Origin of the sequence: Sanguibacter sp. HDW7 (assembly GCF_011300875.1) — a bacterium.
Classification (GTDB): Bacteria; Actinomycetota; Actinomycetes; order Actinomycetales; family Cellulomonadaceae; genus Flavimobilis.
The window spans coordinates 2,994,014-3,011,310 of record NZ_CP049862.1 but is presented as its reverse complement, the minus strand read 5'-3'; the positions used below and the strand labels follow the sequence as shown (position 1 = coordinate 3,011,310).

Sequence of the window (17,297 nt, the reverse complement as noted above, 5' to 3'; positions counted from 1 at the left end):
GACCCGGGGCGCACGTCGCGCCCCGGGTCCGGCTCACACCACGGGAGCACCCCCCATGACCACCACCACGACCCCGAGGACGCCGACCGGCGACGCGCCCCTGCCGTCCACACGGGTGCGAATCGCCCCCGGCCGGGCAGCCCGCGCCGCCCTCGTCAAGATCGGCCTGCTCGGCGTGCTCGACGCCCTCGTCGTCTACGCCGTCCTCACGCTCCTCGCGGCCGACCACGTCGCCCTGGCGATCACCGCCGCCGTGGCCGCAGCCCTCGTCAACTGGGTCTACCTGCGCCGCGGCTGGCTCCCGGCGAAGTACCTCGTGCCCGGCACAGTCTTCCTCCTGCTCTTCCAGCTCTTCGTCATCGTCTACTCCGGCTACATCGCCTTCACGAACTACGGAGACGGCCACGTCGGCACGAAGGACGACGCCATCGCCGTCATCCTCAGCAAGTCCCTCACACGCGTCCCCGACTCGCCCGGCTACCCCATGAGCGTCCTCGAGCGCGACGGCGAGCTCTCCTTCCTCGTCGCCGCACCCGACGGCACCGTCCTCCTCGGCGGGGCCGACCGCCCCCTCGAGAGCGTCGACGGAGCACGCCTCGACGGCAGGACCCCCGTCGCGCTCGACGGCTACCGCACCCTCGACTTCGCCGCGATGATCGCCGACCAGCAGCGCATCGCCGCCACGAGCGTCCCCTTCTCCGACGACCCCGAGGCCGGCGCCCTGCGCACCCAGGACGGGTCCACCGCCTACCGCTACGCCGCCACGATGGACTGGGACCCCAGCACCGGGACCTTCACCGACCGTGAGACCGGCACCGTCTACGCCGACACCGGCGTCGGCGCCTTCACCGACCCCGACGGCACCGAGATCATGCCCGGCTGGAAGATCGAGGTCGGCTTCGACAACTTCACGCGCGCCGTCACCGAGAAGTCCATCCGCGGCCCGCTCCTCGGCGTCATCGTGTGGACCTTCGTCTTCGCCGGAGTCTCCGTCGCCTCGACCTTCGCCGCAGGCGTCCTGCTCGCGCTCCTCCTCGACGACCCCCGGATGCGGCTGCGCAGGACGTTCCGCGCGCTCGTCATCCTCCCGTACGCCTTCCCGCCGTTCCTCTCCGCGCTCGTGTGGTCCGGGCTCCTCAACCCGCAGTTCGGGTTCATCAACCAGACGCTCCTCGGCGGGGCCGACATCCCGTGGCTCACCGACCCGCTCCTCGCCAAGGTGTCGATCCTCCTCGTCAACCTCTGGCTCGGGTACCCGTACATGTTCCTCGTCGCGACCGGAGCGCTGCAGTCCATCCCGAGCGACTACGTCGAGGCCGCCGAGATGGACGGAGCCGGAGCCTGGCGCCGCCTCATGAGCATCCGCATGCCGCTGCTCATGGTGACGATGGCGCCGCTGCTCATCTCCTCGTTCGCCTTCAACTTCAACAACTTCAACCTCATCTACATGCTCACCGAGGGCGGGCCGCAGGACATCACGACCGAGATGAACGTCGGCTCCACCGACATCCTCATCACGCTCGTCTACAAGGTCGCCTTCGGCGAGACGAGCGGACGCGACTACGGGCTCGCGAGCGCGTTCTCCATCATCATCTTCGCGCTCGTCGCCGCCTTCGCGATCTACAGCTTCCGCCGCACCCGGTCCCTGGAGGACACCCACCGATGAGCACAAGCCACGCACCCGCGCCGCGCCGTCATCGCGCGACCGTCGCGCTCGTCGCGAAGCACGCCGCCGCGACGCTCGTCGCCGTCGTCGCAGTCTTCCCGATCCTCTACGTCGTCTCCGCGTCGCTCAACCCCAACGGGAGCCTCGTCGGGTCGAACAGCCTGTTCAGCCGCGTCGACCTCGCCAACTACATCAACCTCTTCGACCGCCCCGCGCAGCCGTACGGCGCCTGGTTCGTCAACACGATGTACATCGGCGTCGTCGCCTCCGCAGGCACCGTCCTGCTCGCCGCGCTCGCGGCCTACGCGTTCTCACGGATGCGCTTCCGCGGGCGCCGCGTCGGGCTCGTGAGCATCCTCCTCGTGCAGATGTTCCCGCAGCTCCTCGGCGTCGTCGCGATCTTCCTGCTGCTCACGACGATCGGCGACATCTTCCCCGGCATCGGCCTCGACACCCACGCCGGGCTCATCCTCGTCTACCTGGGTGGCGCGATGGGCGTCAACACGTACCTCATCTACGGGTTCTTCAACACGGTGCCCGCCTCGATCGACGAGGCCGCCAAGCTCGACGGCGCCGGCCACGCGCGGATCTTCTTCACGATCGTCCTCAGGCTGTCCGCGCCCATCCTCGCGGTGGTCGCCCTGCTGTCGTTCATCGGGACGTCGAGCGAGTTCGTCGTCGCAAGCGTCGTCCTCACCGACCCCCACAAGCAGACCCTCGCCGTCGGGCTCTTCCAGTTCGTGTCGCAGGAGACGTCAGCCAACTGGTCGATCTTCGCCGCCGGAGCGGTGCTCGCCTCCCTGCCCGTCGTCGCCCTCTTCTTCGTCCTGCAGAAATACATCGTCGGCGGGCTCACCGCGGGCGCGGTCAAGTGATCCGGCCGGTCCCGCCGACGCTAGACTCCCGGCATGGGCGCCACACTCGCTGACATTGCTGCGCACGCCGGGGTCAGCGAGGCCACGGTCAGCCGCGTCCTCAACGATCGGCCGGGCGTCGTCCCCGCCAAGCGGCAGGCCGTGCTCACCGCGCTCGACGTCCTCGGCTACGAGCGGCCGCCAAGGCTCCGTCGACGCACCGGACGGCCGGTCGGGCTCGTCCTGCCGGAGTTCACCAACCCGATCTTCCCGGCCTTCGCGCAGGCCCTCGGGCCGAACTTCGCGCGGCGCGGCTTCACGCCGCTCGTGGGCTCGCAGGCCGAGGGCGGCCTACACGAGGACGAGTACGTCGAGATGTTCGTCGAGGCCGGCGCCGCCGGCATCCTCTTCGTATCAGGGCGTCACGCCGACGCCACCGCGCCGACGACCCGCTACGAGGAGCTCCGCGAGCTCGGGCTCCCGCTCGGCTTCGTCAACGGGTACCGCGCGGGCATCGACGCCCCGTTCTTCTCGATCGACGACCGCACCGGCACGCAGCTCGCGGTGCGCCACCTCGTCGCGATGGGTCACGTGCGGCTCGGGCTCTCACCGGGCCCGGAGACGTCCGTCCCCGCGCGACGCCGCGTCGAGGGCTTCCGGGAGGCCGTCGTGGAAGCGCTCGGGGACGACGCGGACGTCGTCGTCGTCCACGGACCGCTCTCCGACGACGGCGGTGGTCACGCCGGCCGCGCGCTGCTCGAGGCCGGGTGCACGGGCATCGTCTGCGGCAGCGACCTCGTCGCCGTCGGCGTGCTCGCCGAGGCCCGACGCCAGGGGCTCGCCGTCCCCGCGGACCTCTCTGTCGTCGGCTTCGACGACTCCGTCGTCGCCCGCCACTCCTGGCCGCCGCTCACGACCGTCCGCCAGCCGGTCTCGACGATGTCGATCGCCATCGCCGACGCCTTCGTCGGTGAGATGAACTCCGTCCACGCGCAGCGCACCGAGTACGTCTTCCAGCCGGAGCTCGTGGTCCGCGAGTCGAGCGGCCCCGCCCCTCGCTGACGCGGGCCGCGCGCATGGCGCGGCCTGGCCCCGAGCTCCAGGGGTGCGCGACCCCTGCGGGCGTGCGACCCCGCTGGGCGTTTGACCCCTCTACGCGTACGACCCCACCGGGGGGCGCGCCTCGGCGCGTCCTCCCGGCGGGGTCGTGCTGCTCCCTCGAGCGCGGGCCTCGCCCGTCAGCCGGCCGACGGGCCGGGGTAGGCCGTCGGCAGGACGACGAAGGCAGGTCCGTGCGTCGCCACGGTGAGCCCGTCGGCGTCCGTCGAGACGGTGACGTCGCCGAACGTCAGGACCGCCGCAAGGATCTGACCCGTCGCCGACGCCGGCAGCGTCAGGGTTGACGCAGCGCGCGCCGCGACGACGATGATGCGCTCCTCAGCGGTCTCCCGCGTGAACGCGAGGACGTCGTCGTCCGCGTCGAGCCAGCGCAGCGCGCCGTCCTGGAGCGCGGCCGAGCCCGTGCGCAGCGTCGCCAGCGAGCGGTACGCAGGGCCGAGCCGGGGCTCCGAGCCCCACGGCAGCGGCGCCCTCGCGTCCTCACCGTTGACGCCCGACAGGCCGAACTCGTCCCCGGCGAACAGCACGGGGGTCCCGGGCAGGGTGAGCGAGAGCCCGGCCGCGACGAGCTGCGCCTCGTCGTCCGCGCGCTCCGCGAACCGAGGGGTGTCATGCGTGTTGATCGCGTTCATCGCGAGCTGCCGCACTGGCCAGGGGAACGCCGCCGTGAACCGCCGGTAGCTCGCGACGAGCTCGGCCGCCGTGTAGCGCGGCTCGATCTCGTACGGGATGCCGAAGTGGTGGTGGGGTCGCGGCTCCCCGCGCCGCAGCCAGTGCCACAGCGGACGCGTGAAGCCGGCATAGCTCATCGGTGCCTGCCAGCCGTCGCCGTCGAAGTCGCGGCTCGCGTCGTTCGTCGACTCCGCGTAGAGGACGGTGTCGGGGGAGATGGCGTCCATCGTCGCGCGGACGGTGCGCTGCACCTCGCGGTTGAGGTCGTCCGAGCCCAGGCGACCCGTCTGGTTGGCGACGTCGATGCGCCAGCCGTCGAGGTTGAACGGGGGCAGGAGCCACCGGGCGACGACGCTCGTCGGACCCTCGACGAAGCGTCGTCGGAGCTCGGCGGAGTTCCAGTTGAGCTTGGGCAGCGAGGGGACGTCGGCCCACGCGACGTAGTCGTCGTGCGCGGCGTCCTTCCAGTAGTAGAACTCGCCCTCGGGGGCGGCCGGCTGGTGGTGCGCGGCGAGGAACCACTCGTGGGCGTCGCCCGTGTGGTTCGTCGTGAGGTCCCCGATGACGCGGATGCCGCGCGCGTGCGCGGCCTCGACGAGACGGACGAGGGCGGCGTCGCCGCCGAGCAGCGGGTCGACCTCGTCGAACGTCGACGCGTCGTACCGGTGGTTGGAGCGGGCGGGGAAGATCGGCGTGAGGTAGAGCAGCGTCACGCCGAGGTCGGTGAGGTGGTCGAGGTGCTCGGTGATGCCGTCGAGGTCGCCGCCGAAGTACTGCCGAGGAGTGTCGGGGCCGGTGTGGACGACCTCGTCGTCCCAGGCCGCGGCGAGCGCCCAGGACGGCGCCTCGCGGTCCGCCGCGGCCGCGGAGCGCGCGAAGCGGTCGGGGAAGACCTGGTAGAGGACCTGACCGGTCGCCCAGGCCGGCGGTCGCGTGAACGTCGTGACGCGGAAGTCCTGGGTGTCGACGGGCTCGATGACGTCGACGCCCTCGGCGTTGAGCCAGACGGCGGTGCCGTCGGCGCGGTTGACGAGGAAGCGGTACGTCGTCACGGCGTTGTCGAGGGTGAGGTCGCCGGACCACCAGGTGGCGCCCGCCTCGGTCTCGGCGGGCTCGGCGGTCATGCGCGAGAACCGGGGCTCGCCGTCGACGAGCACGCGCAGGACGATGCTCGCGACCGGGCCGAAGCCGGCAGGGACGCGGACGCGGACGGTGCGGCGGCCTCCCGTGTCGGTCGTGTCGCCGGGGCTGTAGAGCTGGGATCCGTCGTGGTGGGGAAGGGTGTGGAGTCGCATCGGTGCGGTGCCTTCGTGAGCGGCGCGCGTGGCGCGGACGTGGAGGCGGCCGGGTGGCCGCCGTGCCGAGGCCCACGCTAGCAAGAAGTTTCAGATTCTGAAAGAACCTGCAAGACCCGGTCAGGGCGTCGCGCAGTACGCTCGGGGCATGACCAACGCGACGTCCGACGGCGGTCCCGACCCGGCCGCCCGATTCCGGCACCTACCCGAGCCCGTCGACCTCCGCGACGTCGTGGCGACCGTCGAGGTCGAGGCCGCACCCGACCCCGACGGCGGGCGCGACGCGAACGCCGACTGGATGCTCAGGCACGCCTGACGCACCCGAGGGCGTCGTCCCTCGCGGGATGCACGGGCGCCCCGCGGACAGCGGGGCGCGCGCTCAAGGGCGCGTCACCGCGCCCGGCACGGTCGCGCACGTCCTCGTCGACGCGCGCACCTTCCCGCGTCCGGTCCCGACCCCACCTGCCCGCGCCGTCACAGCGACGGGCCGGGCACGCATGTCACCCCTGCGACACGCGTACCCGACGTCTCTCAGGAACCGACGTGCACGACCCCGTCGCGCACCTCGACCGGGAACGCCGGCAGGTCGACCGGCTCCTTGCCCGCCGCGTCGAGGCACTCACCCGTCACGAGGTCCCACACCTGCTTGTGCATCGGCGACGTCACGGTCGTGCGCTCACCGCGGGACCCGACGATCCCCCGCGAGACGACGTTCGCCCCCGAGAAGGGATCGTGGTTCGCGACGCCGAGCACACGCCCGTCGTCGAGCAGGAACAACGCGACCTGGACGCCGTCGACGAGAGCCGCCACGCCGCGCTCGGGGTCGAGCGCCGAGAGGTCGCACACCGGGGTCCACGTGCTCACAGCGCATCCTCCAGCTCGACGTCCGACGGGCGGACCGCGATGGTCCGCGCGATGACAGGGTTCGGGTCCGAGGCCTCGCCCGGGCGCGCAGGGCGCACCTGCCCGCGCTCGGGCGTGTACGCGAGGTCCGGGTCAGGGGTGTCGGGCGCGTTGACGAACGAGGCGAAGCGCGCGAGGCGCGCCGGGTCCGCGAGCGTCGCCGCCCACTCGTCCTCGTAGCCCTCGACGTGCTCGGCGATCGACGCCTCGAGGTCCGCGCAGATCCCGAGCGTGTCGTCGACGAGCACCTTGCGCAGCTCGACGATCCCGCCCGGATAGTCCGCCACCCACGGCGCCGTCCGCTGCAGGCGGTCGGCCGAACGGATGTAGTACGCGAGGAACCTGTCGATGACGCGCAGCAGCATCCCGTCGTCGAGATCCTCCGCGAGCAGCTCCGCGTGCCGCGGCGTGAAGCCGCCGTTGCCGCCGACGTACACGTTCCAGCCGCGCTCCGTCGCGATGACGCCGACGTCCTTGCCGCGGGCCTCCGCGCACTCGCGCGCACAGCCCGAGACGCCGACCTTGAACTTGTGCGGCGCCCGCAGGCCCCGGTACCGCAGCTCGAGCTGCACGCCCATGCCGACGGAGTCTTGCACGCCGAAGCGGCACCACGACTGCCCGACGCACGACTTCACCGCACGCAGCGACTTGCCGTACGCCTGGCCCGACTCCATGCCCGCGTCGACGAGCCGCTTCCAGATCTGCGGCAGCTGCTCGAGGCGCGCGCCGAACATGCCGATGCGCTGCGCGCCCGTGATGCGCGTGTAGAGGCCGTACTCGCGCGCGACGTCCGCGATGACCGCAAGCTTCTCGGGCGTGATCTCGCCGCCGGGGATCCGGGGGATGACCGAGTACGTGCCGTCCTTCTGCATGTTCGCGAGCGCGTGGTCGTTCGTGTCCTGCAGCGGCGCGTTCGCCCGGTCGAGGACGTGACCGACACCGAGCGAGGACAGGATCGAGGCGACCACGGGCTTGCACACGACGCAGCCGCGACCCGTGCCGTGCGCCGCGACGACCTCGGTGAACGTCCGCAGGCCCTCGGCGCGCACGAGCGCGAACAGCTCGGCCCGCGTCATCGCGAAGTGCTCGCACATCGCGTGCGACACCTCGACGCCCGACGCCTCGAGCTGGGTGTTGACGAGCTTCGTGAGCAGCGGCACGCACGAGCCGCACACCGTGCCCGCCTTCGTGCACTTCTTCACGTCAGCGACGGACGTGCAGCCGTGCTCGGTGACCGCGCCGCGGACCGTGCCGGCCGTGACGTTCGCGCACGAGCAGACGACGACGTCGTCGGGCAGGTCCGCGCTCGGGACCGCCGCGCCACCCTCGGGGGCGAGGAACGCGCTCGGGTCCGCGCCGAGGTTCCGGCCGAGCATCGGCCGCAGGCTCGAGTAGAGCGCCGCGTCGCCGACGAACACGCCGCCGAGCAGCGTGCGCGCGTCGTCGGACACGACGAGCTTCTTGTACGTCTTCGCGACCGGGTCCGCGAACGTCACCTCGAGCGCGCCGGGCGTGAGCGCGTTGACGTCGCCGAACGACGCGGCCTCGACGGGCACGCCGTCGTGGAGGACACCCTTGAGCTTCGTGCCCTCGGGCGCCGGCGCGTACTCGGACGTCCCGCCGAGCAGCTGGTCGACGACGACGTCCGCCTGCGCGTTGCCCGGCGCGACGAGCCCCGCGCACACGCCCTCGTACGACGCGACCTCGCCGACGGCCCACACGAGCGGGTCGGAGGTGCGGCACGTCGGGCCGACGACGACGCCGCCACGCTCGCCGATCGCGAGGCCCGACTCGCGCGCGAGCCGGTCGCGCGGACGGATGCCCGTGGAGAAGACGACGACGTCGACGTCGAGCGTCGACCCGTCGGACAGGACGAGCAGGCCCACAGCGCCGTCGGGCGCCGCGACGAGACGCGTCGCACCCGTGCCGAGACGCACGTCGACGCCCATGTCGGCGATGCGGACGCGCAGCGTCTCGCCGCCGCCCTCGTCGAGCTGCACCGACATGAGACGGTCTGCGAACTCGACGACCGTCGCGTGCGCGCCGAGGCGCTGCAGGGCGCTCGCCGCCTCGAGGCCGAGGACGCCGCCGCCGACGACCGCACCGCGCAGCGGCCGGCCGAGCTGCTGCTCGCGGGCGCTGATCCAGTCGCGCAGCGCCGTGACGTCGTCGAGCGTCCGGTAGGAGACGACGCCCGGCAGCTCGATGCCCGTCGTGCGCGGCGTCCATGCCCACGAGCCGGTCGCGAGGACGAGGTTGTCGTACGGGACGCGCACGCCGGCGCGCGTGAGGATCTCCTGGGCGTCGCGGTCGATGCTCGCGACCGCGTCGCCCGTGCGGAGCGTGACGCGCGCGTCGTCCCAGACGGACGGGCCCATCGCGAGGGCGTCGGCGTCGCGGCCGTCGAAGAACTCCGAGAGGTGGACGCGGTCGTAGGGGAGGTACGGCTCGTCCCCGAGGACGGTGATCTCCCAGGCCGCGGCCTCGCCGCGCGCGAGCATCTGCTCGACGACACGGTGGGCGACCATACCGGCGCCGACGACGACGACCCGACCCGGGTCGTTGGGTCCGACGGCGGGACGGACGGGCGAGACGACGGTCATGGGGCTCTCCTCCTGCTGGCCGGCTGACAGGCTAATTCAACCGAGCGACTCCGGAGGAATGATGGGACCTTTTGCCCCACGCCCGGCCCCTCCCTCCCTCCCCGGAGCGCGCGGGCGGCCTGCACGCGGTTTTCAGTTCTGCGCGCGGGTTTGAACTCGCGTGCAGAACTGAGAACCGCGTGTGCGCGTGGGACGCCCGGCTGTGCGGGATCGCGGGAGAGGCCCTCAGGGGAGGAGCAGGTGCGGGCGTGGCGTGAGGAGCCGCGCTGCGTGCGGGGGCAGTGCCCGACGGAGGCGTGCCTCGAAGAGGCCGCGGTGCCGAAGGGCCTTGGCCGTCACCCGGACGACGACCCATCCTGCGGCACGGATTGCGTCCTCCCGTTCCTTCTCCTTGAGGAGGATCTCGGTATCGTCGAGACCCGGGTGGTCGCGGTACTTCATGTATCCGTCGAACTCGACGACGACCCGCCACTCTGGCCAGGCAAGATCGGCGTAGAACACGTTGCCCTCGGCGACGATCTGCAGCTGGCTCATGGGTGGAGGCATCCCGAGCGCGAGCGCGTGGACACGGGTCCACGACTCCCATGGCGACTCGGAGCCGTCGTCGGCGAGCAAGACGAGCTCACGTGCCTGTCTCGATCCAGGCTTCCGCGCGCAGCGGGCTGCCGCTTCCGCGAGGGCCTCGCGCGGAACACCGGCGCGGAGCGCACGGTCGAGCACGACGATCCCGTCGGCCACCGAACCGAACCTGGCGACACCGATGACGGTGGGGACGATGCCCGTCGCTCGGGTGCTGGACACCGTGACGATCTCGTCGGCGGCGAGCGGCGCCGTGTGGACGCTGACGTCCGGACCCAGTCCCCGGCCGGAGGTGTGGGAGCGGGCGATCTGCGTGGTCGGAGGTGTCCTCCACGTGTCGAAGCCGTGGACGAGCGCCGCGCTCTGTCGGACGAGCGTCACCTCGTCGCCACGGTGTGCGGCCTGCGCGACGAGTGCGGAGATCCGCGCGAGGGCCAACGCCCGTGCACGCGCTGCGGGTGACGGCGTTGCCGCTGGGCCTGGCGACAAGCGGGCTGCGGCAGTGTCGAGCAGATCGGTCGGGATGTAGACCCCGGGACGCAGCCTCGTCCACGTCCCGTTGCGCGCATGCGTGCGCACGGTCGTCGCGGGGTGCCGGGCCGCGAGCAGGACGGGTGGAAGCGTGGGCGGACGGAGGGGAACCGTCGGGCTACGACGTTGCATCCCCGCATGACACACGACGCGCCGCGCTGTGCGTGGGGCGGGGACCGGATCCTGTGGACGGCCCGACCGGCTGCTGCGCTGTGGACAGCCGCGCGTGCCCGCCATCCGGTGCGATGGCTCCCGTTGATCCCGCCCCTACCGCCCCACGACAGCCGCTGCGCCGACCGCCTACACGCGGTTTTCAGGCCTACGCGCAGGTTCAGACCCGCGTGCAGGCCTGAAAACCGCGCGCGGGCCGCCCAGCCGCCGCGCGCGGGCCGCCCAGCCGCCGCGCGCGGGCCGCCCAGCCGCCGCGTCGGGGCGGCGACGCCGGGGAGAGACGCCGACGGCGCCGCGCCCCGTGCAGGGGAGCGGCGCCGTGCGGTGTCCGGGTGCTCGCGCTATGCCGAGAGGGCCTGGCGGACGTCGGCCAGGAGGTCTGCGACGTCCTCGAGACCCACCGAGAAGCGGATCGTCGTCTCGCCGATGCCGACCGCCGCGCGGCCCGCCGCGCCGACCTTACGGTGCGTCGTCGTCGCCGGGTGCGTGACCAGGGACTTTGCGTCGCCGAGGTTGTTCGAGATGTCGATGAGCTGCAGCGCGTCGAGGAAGCGGAAGGCCCGCTCCTTCGCCTGCTCGGGCGTCGTGCCCTCGGGCATCGCGAGGTCGAACGTCACGACCGTGCCGCCCGCCGACTGCTGCTGCACCGCGAGCTCGTGCTGCGGGTGCGAGGGCAGGTACGGGTAGCGGACCTGCCCGACGCGGTCGTCGGCCTCGAGCGCCGTCGCGATCTCGAGCGCTGCCGCGGACTGCGCGCGCACACGCAGCGGCATTGTCTCGAGGGACTTCAGCAGCACCCACGCGTTGAACGCGGACATCGTCGGACCCGTGTTCCGCACGAGGTGCTGCACCGGTCCCTTGACGAACTCCTTCGAGCCGAGGATCGCACCGCCGAGCACGCGCCCCTGCCCGTCGATGTGCTTCGTCGCGGAGTAGATGACGACGTCCGCGCCGAAGTCGAGCGGCCGCGACAGGACGGGCGTCGCGAAGACGTTGTCGACCATGACGATCGCGCCCGCCGCGTGCGCGAGGTCGGATACCGCGCGCATGTCGACGACGTCCATCATGGGGTTCGACGGCGACTCGAAGAAGACGACGTCCGCCGGCGTCGCGAGCGCCGCGCGCCACTGCTCGACGTCGTGCCCGTCGACGAGGTCCGTGACGACGCCCCAGCCGGCGAGGATGTCGTTGAGCACCACGAGCGTCGACCCGAAAAGCGCGCGCGACGCGACGACGCGCGAGCCCTGGCGACAGACGGCTGCGAGCGCCGTGAACACCGCGGACATGCCGGTCGCGGTCGCGAAGCACGCCTCGGCACCCTCGAGGAGCCGCAGCCGCTCCTCGAAGTTCGTCACCGTGGGGTTGCCGTAGCGCGAGTAGACGTAGCGGTCGATCTCCTCGGTGAACGCCGCCTCGCACTCCGCCGCGGTCGAGTAGACGTACCCCTGCGTGAGGAACAGCGGCTCCGCGGTCTCGTCGTACGGCGTGCGCTCCTGGCCGCCCCGGACGGCGAGCGTCGATGGACGCAGGCCCTCGGGCAGCGGGCCGCGGCTCACTCCGCGGGCCCGGCGTACGTCGTCGTCGGGAGGCCTGCGTTGAGCCAGCCGTTGACGCTGCGGCCGCCGAGCGCGTCGAAGTCGCCCTCGAAGCCCTGCAGCACGTTGTACGAAGACGCCCAGCCGGCGGCCGTCGCAGCCTCGGCGGCGGCGATCGAGCGGCCGCCCGAGCGGCAGATGAAGAGAACCGTCGCGTCCTTGGCGACGCCCGCGGCCTCGAGCTGTGCGAGGAAGCGCGGGTTGGGGCCGTCGTTCGTCGCCCACTCGACGAAGTGCACGGGCTTGTCGTCGCTCGGGGAGTCGGGCACGCCGATCTCGAGCCACTCCTCGACGGTCCGGACGTCGACGAGGACGGTCCGGGGGTCGATCGTCAGCTGGTCCCAGGCGTCGTGGGGGGTGACGTCTCCTGCGTAGGGCATGGCGTTCTCCGTTCGGCATCGGCCGTGGCGGGAGCACCCTGACCCGGTCCGGGGGGTTGCTGCGGCGTCGTCGTGCCACGTCACTCGGCCGCTCTGGATGGTGCCTCGGATGCTACCGGTGCTCCGTCCTGCGGACACGGTGCGTCCCGGTGGCCGGACGGGGCGCCCGAGGGGTGTGCGGGAGCGTGTGACGAGCGTCGCCGGGGTGTCGCGGGTGAAGTCGTCGGAGCGTTGGAATTCTGCGGCTCCCGAGGTTTCTCGGGCCTGTCCGCAGGTGGCGTCTCGCGATGTCTCCCCACAGTTCGTCGCGCGGGTGTTGGCACAGCGCCCGAGGTGTGTTCTTATTTCTCGCTGTGGAGCACGATCGCACTCTCTCGGGGCACGGATTTCGCCTCGAGCCGCTGACGCAGAAGCACGTCGGCGACCTGGCCCGCATGGTCGACGCAGACCTGTGGGCAGGCATGAGCACACCCCTGCCCGAGGGCGAGGTGGGCATGATGAACTACATCGAGGACTCCCTCGCGCTCGAGGGCTGCTATCCCTTCGCCGTCATCGACGCCATCAGCGGCGAGGTGCGGGGCTCGACGGCGCTCGTCGCGCACGATCCCGAGGCCCGACGCGTCGAGATCGGCCGCACGTTCTACGACCGCGAAGTGTGGGGACGCCTCATCAACCCCGCGGCCAAGTTCCTGCTCCTGGAGCACGCGTTCGAGCACATGGACGTCTTCCGTGTCGCCATGCGCGCCGACGCCCGCAACTCGCGCTCGCTCGCCGCGATCGAGCGGCTCGGCGCGACCCGCGAGGGCACGCTGCGCGGCTTCCGTGACGGGCCCGACGGCACGCGCGTCGACTCGGTGATGTTCTCGATCCTCGCGACCGAGTGGCCGGGCGTGCGCGAGCGACTGATCGCCCGCATCGACCCGCTGCGCGCCATCGAGGGGCAGCTCGGCGGCCCGCAGCTCGCGGCCGTCGGCGCGTCGGTGGGTGACGTTTCGTCGTCCGACGACGTCGCGCTCGACGTCCCCGGGGCGGTCGGCGCCGGCACGGCGTCGCGCCGGTGGCGCGGCCCACGACTGCGCGGCAAGGCCCGACGCCCGCGCCCGCAGCGCTGAGCGGCCGCCCAGCCCGCGCGAGATAGTCCTCTCCGGCCGAGGTAGTCCTGTGGCCTCGAGATAGTGCTGCAGACGTCCTAGGTCGCGTCGGGAGGACTAGGTCGCGCGCGTCCGGGTGCGTCCCGGCGAGCCGTGCATGGGCGCGACGTTGCCCGACTGCCCGACTCTGCTGGGTTGTCGGGGCGCACGAGACAGTCCTCTCCCGCCGAGCTAGTCCTGTGGTCGCGAGATAGTGCTGCAGGTGTCCTAGGTCGCGTCGGGAGGACTAGCTCGCGTGCGTCGCGTGCGTCGCGTGCGTCGGCCGCGCTGGAAAGCGGCTGCGGCGTGGGCGGCCGACGTGTGAGGGTGGGCGCATGACGACGACCCCCACCCTCGTCGGTCGCGGCGTGAGGCTCGTGCCGCTCGCGGCCGAGCACGCCCCTGCCCTCGCCCCGCTCGTCGACGACGCCCTGTGGGCAGGCATGACGACGCCCCTCCCGGACACCTCCGAGGCGATGGAGCGGCACGTCATGAACCTCGCGTCGCGCCCCGGTGTCGTCGCGTTCGCCGTGGTCGACGAGCTGCTCGAGCCGGGCGTCGTCGTCGGCGTGACGTCGTTCTACGACGTCGACCTGCGGATCGGTCGCGTCGAGATCGGGCACACGTTCTACGGGCGCCGCTGGTGGGGGACGCACGTCAACGCGGCGACGAAGCTTGCGCTGCTCACGCACGCGTTCGACGCGTGGGGCGTCGAACGGGTCGCGCTGCGGGCCGACGCGCGCAACGTGCGCTCGCTCGCGGCGATCGAGCGGCTCGGGGCGACGCGCGAGGGTGTGCTGCGGTCGCACCGGGTCGCGCCCGACGGGTCGCGGGGCGACACCGTCTACTTCTCGATCCTGCGCGACGAGTGGCCGGCGAGCCGAGCGTCGCTCGAGGCCCGCCTGGGCTGAGGGCGGCCGGTGCGGGCCGGGCCCGGGTGCCGGCTGGTTGCGCGGACGCACCCCTGACCCGTCCGGTGGCGCAAGCAGTCGCGCACCCGCAGGGCGTCAGCCGATCTTGATGCCGAGCGCCGCGGCCATCCCGGTGGCGAGCCCGTGGAGCTGGACCTTCGAGACGGTTGCACCTCGGAGCCCGGCGGCGCCGTCGACCTCGGCGAGGTCGACGCCGCGCAGGTCGACGTCCTTGAGCCGGGCCTCGTCGACGTCGAGCCGGCGGATCGTCGTCCCGCGCGTGCGCAGCCGGGTGACGGTCGCGCCGGCGAGGTCGAGGTCGCCGATCGTCACGCCGTCGAGGTAGAGGCCGTCGACCTTGGCGCCCCGCAGGCTGAGGTGGTCGATGCGGCCGCCGACGATCGAGAGGCGCGCGACGTTCGCGCCGGGCGCGGTGAGGGCGCCGGCGCGCAGGTCGGTCCAGGTGCCGCCGAGGATCGAGGCGCCCTTGAGGCTCACGGCGGTCCCGCGGACGTCGTCCCAGTCGGTGTCGACGAGGCGTGCGCCGGTGAGCGTGACGTCGTCGAGCGTGCAGGCGCTGAGCGCGCACTCGAGGAAGCGGATGTCGGTGAGGTCGCGCCCGGTGAGGTCGACCCCGTCGAGCCGGACGTCGTCAACTGTCGCACCCCGGGAGATCTTCATCCCCCCACCCAACCACGCCCCGCCGACAGCCGGTGACGTGCGCGACCTAGTCCTCCTGCTTCGACCTAGTCGGCCTGGGCGACTAGGTCGAGTCGCGAGGACTAGCTCGGCGCAGGGCGACCAGGTCGAGCGGCAAGGACTGGCTCGGCGCAGAAGGACCCGCTCAGCGCAGGGGGGACTAGCTCGGCGAAGAAGGAGCAGGCCGACGATGCGGGAGCGCGACGCAGTACGACACGCCGCGGGGTTCTGCGTGCCGGACAGTAGTGCGCGTTGCGTAGTAGTGTGCGGTGCGTAAGGTCGGGACGACGGGGCAGGGGGCTGCCGCGCCGACGAAGGACGAACGCCGCACCCGCGGCACGAGAGGGACGCATGGACACCACACAGCTCCTCCGAGGTGTGCTCGACGCGGCGGTCCTCGCCGTGCTCGACCGCGAGGACGGCTACGGCTACGACGTCGTGCGCCGCCTGCGCGCCGCGGGGCTCGCCGAGGTCGGCGACGCCTCCGTCTACGGGACGCTCCGCCGCCTCTACGCGGCGGGCTCGCTCACGAGCTACGTCGTGCCCTCCGACGAGGGCCCGCACCGCAAGTACTACGGCATGACACCCCAGGGGCGCGCCTCGCTCGAGACGCAGCGCAAGGAGTGGCACGAGTTCTCCGGAGCCCTCACCGGCCTCCTCGACCTGGAAGGAGCCGCGTGATGTCCGCGCCCACGATGCTCGACCCCGTCGTCGCCTACGCCGCGGCGGTCCGCAGCCACCTCGCCGACCTCGGCCCCGAGGTGCTCGACGACCTCACGGGCGGCCTCGAGGCCGACCTCGCCGAGTCCGTCGCGGACGCCCTCGACGGCGCAGCCCCGACCGACGCCGACCTCGTCGGTCGCTTCGGCCCCGCGCAGGCCTACGCGGCCGAGCTCCGCGAGTCCGCCGGCCTTCCGCCCGCCGGTTCCGCGCGCCGTCGCACGAGCGTCGTCGATGCTGTGAGCGGGTGGTGGCACGGGCGCCTGGAGCGCGTGTCGCGTCGCCTTGAGGCGACGTCATGGTGGCCGCCCACGCGCGACTTCCTCTTGACGCTCACGCCTCTGTGGTGGGTTCTGCGTGGGTGGGGACTCGCGGCCGTGGTCTCGTTCCCGCTCATGTTCCTTGCGAACGACGCAAACCTGCGGGTCGTGCCGCCGCTGAACCCCTTCACCTGGGCGTACACGCTCGCGTGTGTCGTCGTCTCGGTCCAGTTCGGTCGCGGTGTGTGGGTCCCGCGCGGCCGGTGGTCCGTCATGTGGCGGGTCCTCCGGGTCGTGCTCGTGCCGGTGACGTTCGGCATCGCGGTCACGACGATGGACAACCTGGCGTCCGACACGCGTGACGACCTCTACTACTCTCACCAGAGCGCGGTCCAGGAGCAGCTCGCGCAGATCCCGGCGTGGAACGCGTTCGGCTACCACGACACGGGCGCGATGGTCGACGGCAAGCGCACGACGAACCTCTTCGTCTACGGCCCGGACGGCAAGCTCATCGACGGCGCGCAGATCGTCGACCAGGCCGGGCGGCCGCTCGTCCTCGGGATGGGGGAGTGGCACACGGTCTCGCCCGACAACTCGGCGATCTACGTCCCGCGTCTCGACGAGTCGGGTCGCGCGGTCGACAACGCGTTCCCCATCCCGCTGTGGACGACGGGGGACATCTATGAGTCGACCGACGACGAGGGCCAGCCGGTCCTCCCGGACGGCGCGCAGGCACCGACGCCGCGACCGCCGGCGCTGTCGCTCCTCCCGCTGCAGTCCCGGCCAGGTGAGGGTGCGACGACGCCCGACGACGCCACGTCGGAGGGAGCCGCGCCTGGAGACGCCGACGACGAGACCTCGTCGGACGCCCCGGCGGACAAGCCGTCCGACAAGGTGTCCGACGCCCCGTCGAACAAGGCCTCCGAGAAGCCGTCCGGCAAGCCCTCGGACAAGGGCACGAAGTCGTCGGACTGACCCTCGCTTCGTCGGCCGACCGACACCACTCCGACCCGGGACCCCGGACGCGACCCGTCGCGCCGGGGTCCCGCGCTGCCCGCTCCGCGCCACCTCACCGAGATAGTCCTCTGCGCGCGACCTAATCCCCTGCGCGCGACGAGGTCGCGTGCAGGGGACTACCTCGCCGGGGCAGAGGGCGGCGTCCGTGAGCGAGGCGATCGCGCGCAGCGGACCGTCTCGGCGGCAGGGGCG

At 72.3% G+C, this 17,297-nt stretch carries 15 protein-coding genes; 8 read left to right on the top strand and 7 right to left on the bottom strand.

What is annotated here, in order from left to right:
• The first annotated feature begins 55 nt into the window (after nucleotides 1–55).
• From G7063_RS13620 to G7063_RS13610, 3 genes are read left to right on the top strand one after another with little or no spacing between them, the layout of a single operon-like run.
• Nucleotides 56–1,666 (top strand): ABC transporter permease subunit, encoded by a 1,611-nt coding sequence (locus G7063_RS13620; RefSeq protein ID WP_166414873.1) that lies wholly within the window; start codon nucleotides 56–58, stop codon nucleotides 1,664–1,666.
• Complete coding sequence (locus G7063_RS13615; protein WP_166414872.1) at nucleotides 1,663–2,541, top strand: sugar ABC transporter permease; 879 nt, start codon at nucleotides 1,663–1,665, stop codon at nucleotides 2,539–2,541. Before G7063_RS13620 ends, G7063_RS13615 begins: the two co-directional genes overlap by 4 nt.
• Before the next feature lie 33 nt (nucleotides 2,542–2,574).
• A complete protein-coding gene (locus G7063_RS13610; protein WP_166414871.1) occupies nucleotides 2,575–3,582 on the top strand; it encodes a LacI family DNA-binding transcriptional regulator in 1,008 nt (335 codons plus the stop codon).
• A 176-nt stretch (nucleotides 3,583–3,758) separates the two neighbouring features.
• Here the strand turns inward: G7063_RS13610 and G7063_RS13605 are convergent, their stop codons facing one another.
• The gene (locus tag G7063_RS13605) at nucleotides 3,759–5,606 is read right to left on the bottom strand and encodes a glycoside hydrolase family 13 protein (RefSeq protein WP_240916104.1); all 1,848 of its coding nucleotides are present in this window, start codon (nucleotides 5,604–5,606) and stop codon (nucleotides 3,759–3,761) included.
• A gap of 148 nt (nucleotides 5,607–5,754) precedes the next feature.
• Between G7063_RS13605 and G7063_RS13600 the strand changes: the two genes are divergently transcribed.
• Nucleotides 5,755–5,922 carry a heme biosynthesis protein HemY gene (locus tag G7063_RS13600; RefSeq protein ID WP_166414870.1) on the top strand — a complete coding sequence of 56 codons (168 nt, stop codon included), beginning with the start codon at nucleotides 5,755–5,757 and terminating at the stop codon, nucleotides 5,920–5,922.
• Between the two features lie 215 nt (nucleotides 5,923–6,137).
• Here the strand turns inward: G7063_RS13600 and nirD are convergent, their stop codons facing one another.
• The 5 genes from nirD to G7063_RS15340 all read right to left on the bottom strand — a co-directional run bounded on the left by nirD (nucleotide 6,138) and on the right by G7063_RS15340 (nucleotide 12,368).
• Nucleotides 6,138–6,470, bottom strand: coding sequence for a nitrite reductase small subunit NirD (gene nirD / locus G7063_RS13595; RefSeq protein WP_166414869.1), 333 nt, complete (start codon nucleotides 6,468–6,470; stop codon nucleotides 6,138–6,140).
• Nucleotides 6,467–9,112 (bottom strand): nitrite reductase large subunit NirB, encoded by a 2,646-nt coding sequence (gene nirB, locus G7063_RS13590; protein ID WP_166414868.1) that lies wholly within the window; start codon nucleotides 9,110–9,112, stop codon nucleotides 6,467–6,469. Before nirB ends, nirD begins: the two co-directional genes overlap by 4 nt.
• A gap of 225 nt (nucleotides 9,113–9,337) precedes the next feature.
• Nucleotides 9,338–10,129, bottom strand: a complete 792-nt coding sequence (locus G7063_RS13585; protein ID WP_166414867.1) for a hypothetical protein — start codon at nucleotides 10,127–10,129, stop codon at nucleotides 9,338–9,340.
• Between the two features lie 605 nt (nucleotides 10,130–10,734).
• Nucleotides 10,735–11,949 carry an O-succinylhomoserine sulfhydrylase gene (locus tag G7063_RS13580; protein ID WP_240916103.1) on the bottom strand — a complete coding sequence of 405 codons (1,215 nt, stop codon included), beginning with the start codon at nucleotides 11,947–11,949 and terminating at the stop codon, nucleotides 10,735–10,737.
• Entirely contained in the window at nucleotides 11,946–12,368 is a 423-nt protein-coding gene (locus tag G7063_RS15340; RefSeq protein WP_240916102.1) for a rhodanese-like domain-containing protein, read from the bottom strand. The genes G7063_RS13580 and G7063_RS15340 overlap by 4 nt, the downstream gene beginning before the upstream one ends.
• 353 nt (nucleotides 12,369–12,721) lie before the next feature.
• Here G7063_RS15340 and G7063_RS13575 point away from each other — a divergent pair, with 353 nt between their 5' ends.
• A complete protein-coding gene (locus G7063_RS13575; RefSeq protein WP_166414865.1) occupies nucleotides 12,722–13,480 on the top strand; it encodes a GNAT family N-acetyltransferase in 759 nt (252 codons plus the stop codon).
• A 353-nt stretch (nucleotides 13,481–13,833) separates the two neighbouring features.
• Complete coding sequence (locus tag G7063_RS13570; protein WP_166414864.1) at nucleotides 13,834–14,409, top strand: GNAT family N-acetyltransferase; 576 nt, start codon at nucleotides 13,834–13,836, stop codon at nucleotides 14,407–14,409.
• Between the two features lie 96 nt (nucleotides 14,410–14,505).
• Here the strand turns inward: G7063_RS13570 and G7063_RS13565 are convergent, their stop codons facing one another.
• The gene (locus G7063_RS13565) at nucleotides 14,506–15,090 is read right to left on the bottom strand and encodes a pentapeptide repeat-containing protein (protein WP_166414863.1); all 585 of its coding nucleotides are present in this window, start codon (nucleotides 15,088–15,090) and stop codon (nucleotides 14,506–14,508) included.
• Between the two features lie 369 nt (nucleotides 15,091–15,459).
• Here G7063_RS13565 and G7063_RS13560 point away from each other — a divergent pair, with 369 nt between their 5' ends.
• Complete coding sequence (locus tag G7063_RS13560; RefSeq protein WP_166414862.1) at nucleotides 15,460–15,789, top strand: PadR family transcriptional regulator; 330 nt, start codon at nucleotides 15,460–15,462, stop codon at nucleotides 15,787–15,789.
• Nucleotides 15,789–17,063, top strand: a complete 1,275-nt coding sequence (locus tag G7063_RS13555) for a hypothetical protein (protein WP_166414861.1) — start codon at nucleotides 15,789–15,791, stop codon at nucleotides 17,061–17,063. The genes G7063_RS13560 and G7063_RS13555 overlap by 1 nt, the downstream gene beginning before the upstream one ends.
• The last annotated feature ends 234 nt before the right edge of the window (nucleotides 17,064–17,297 follow it).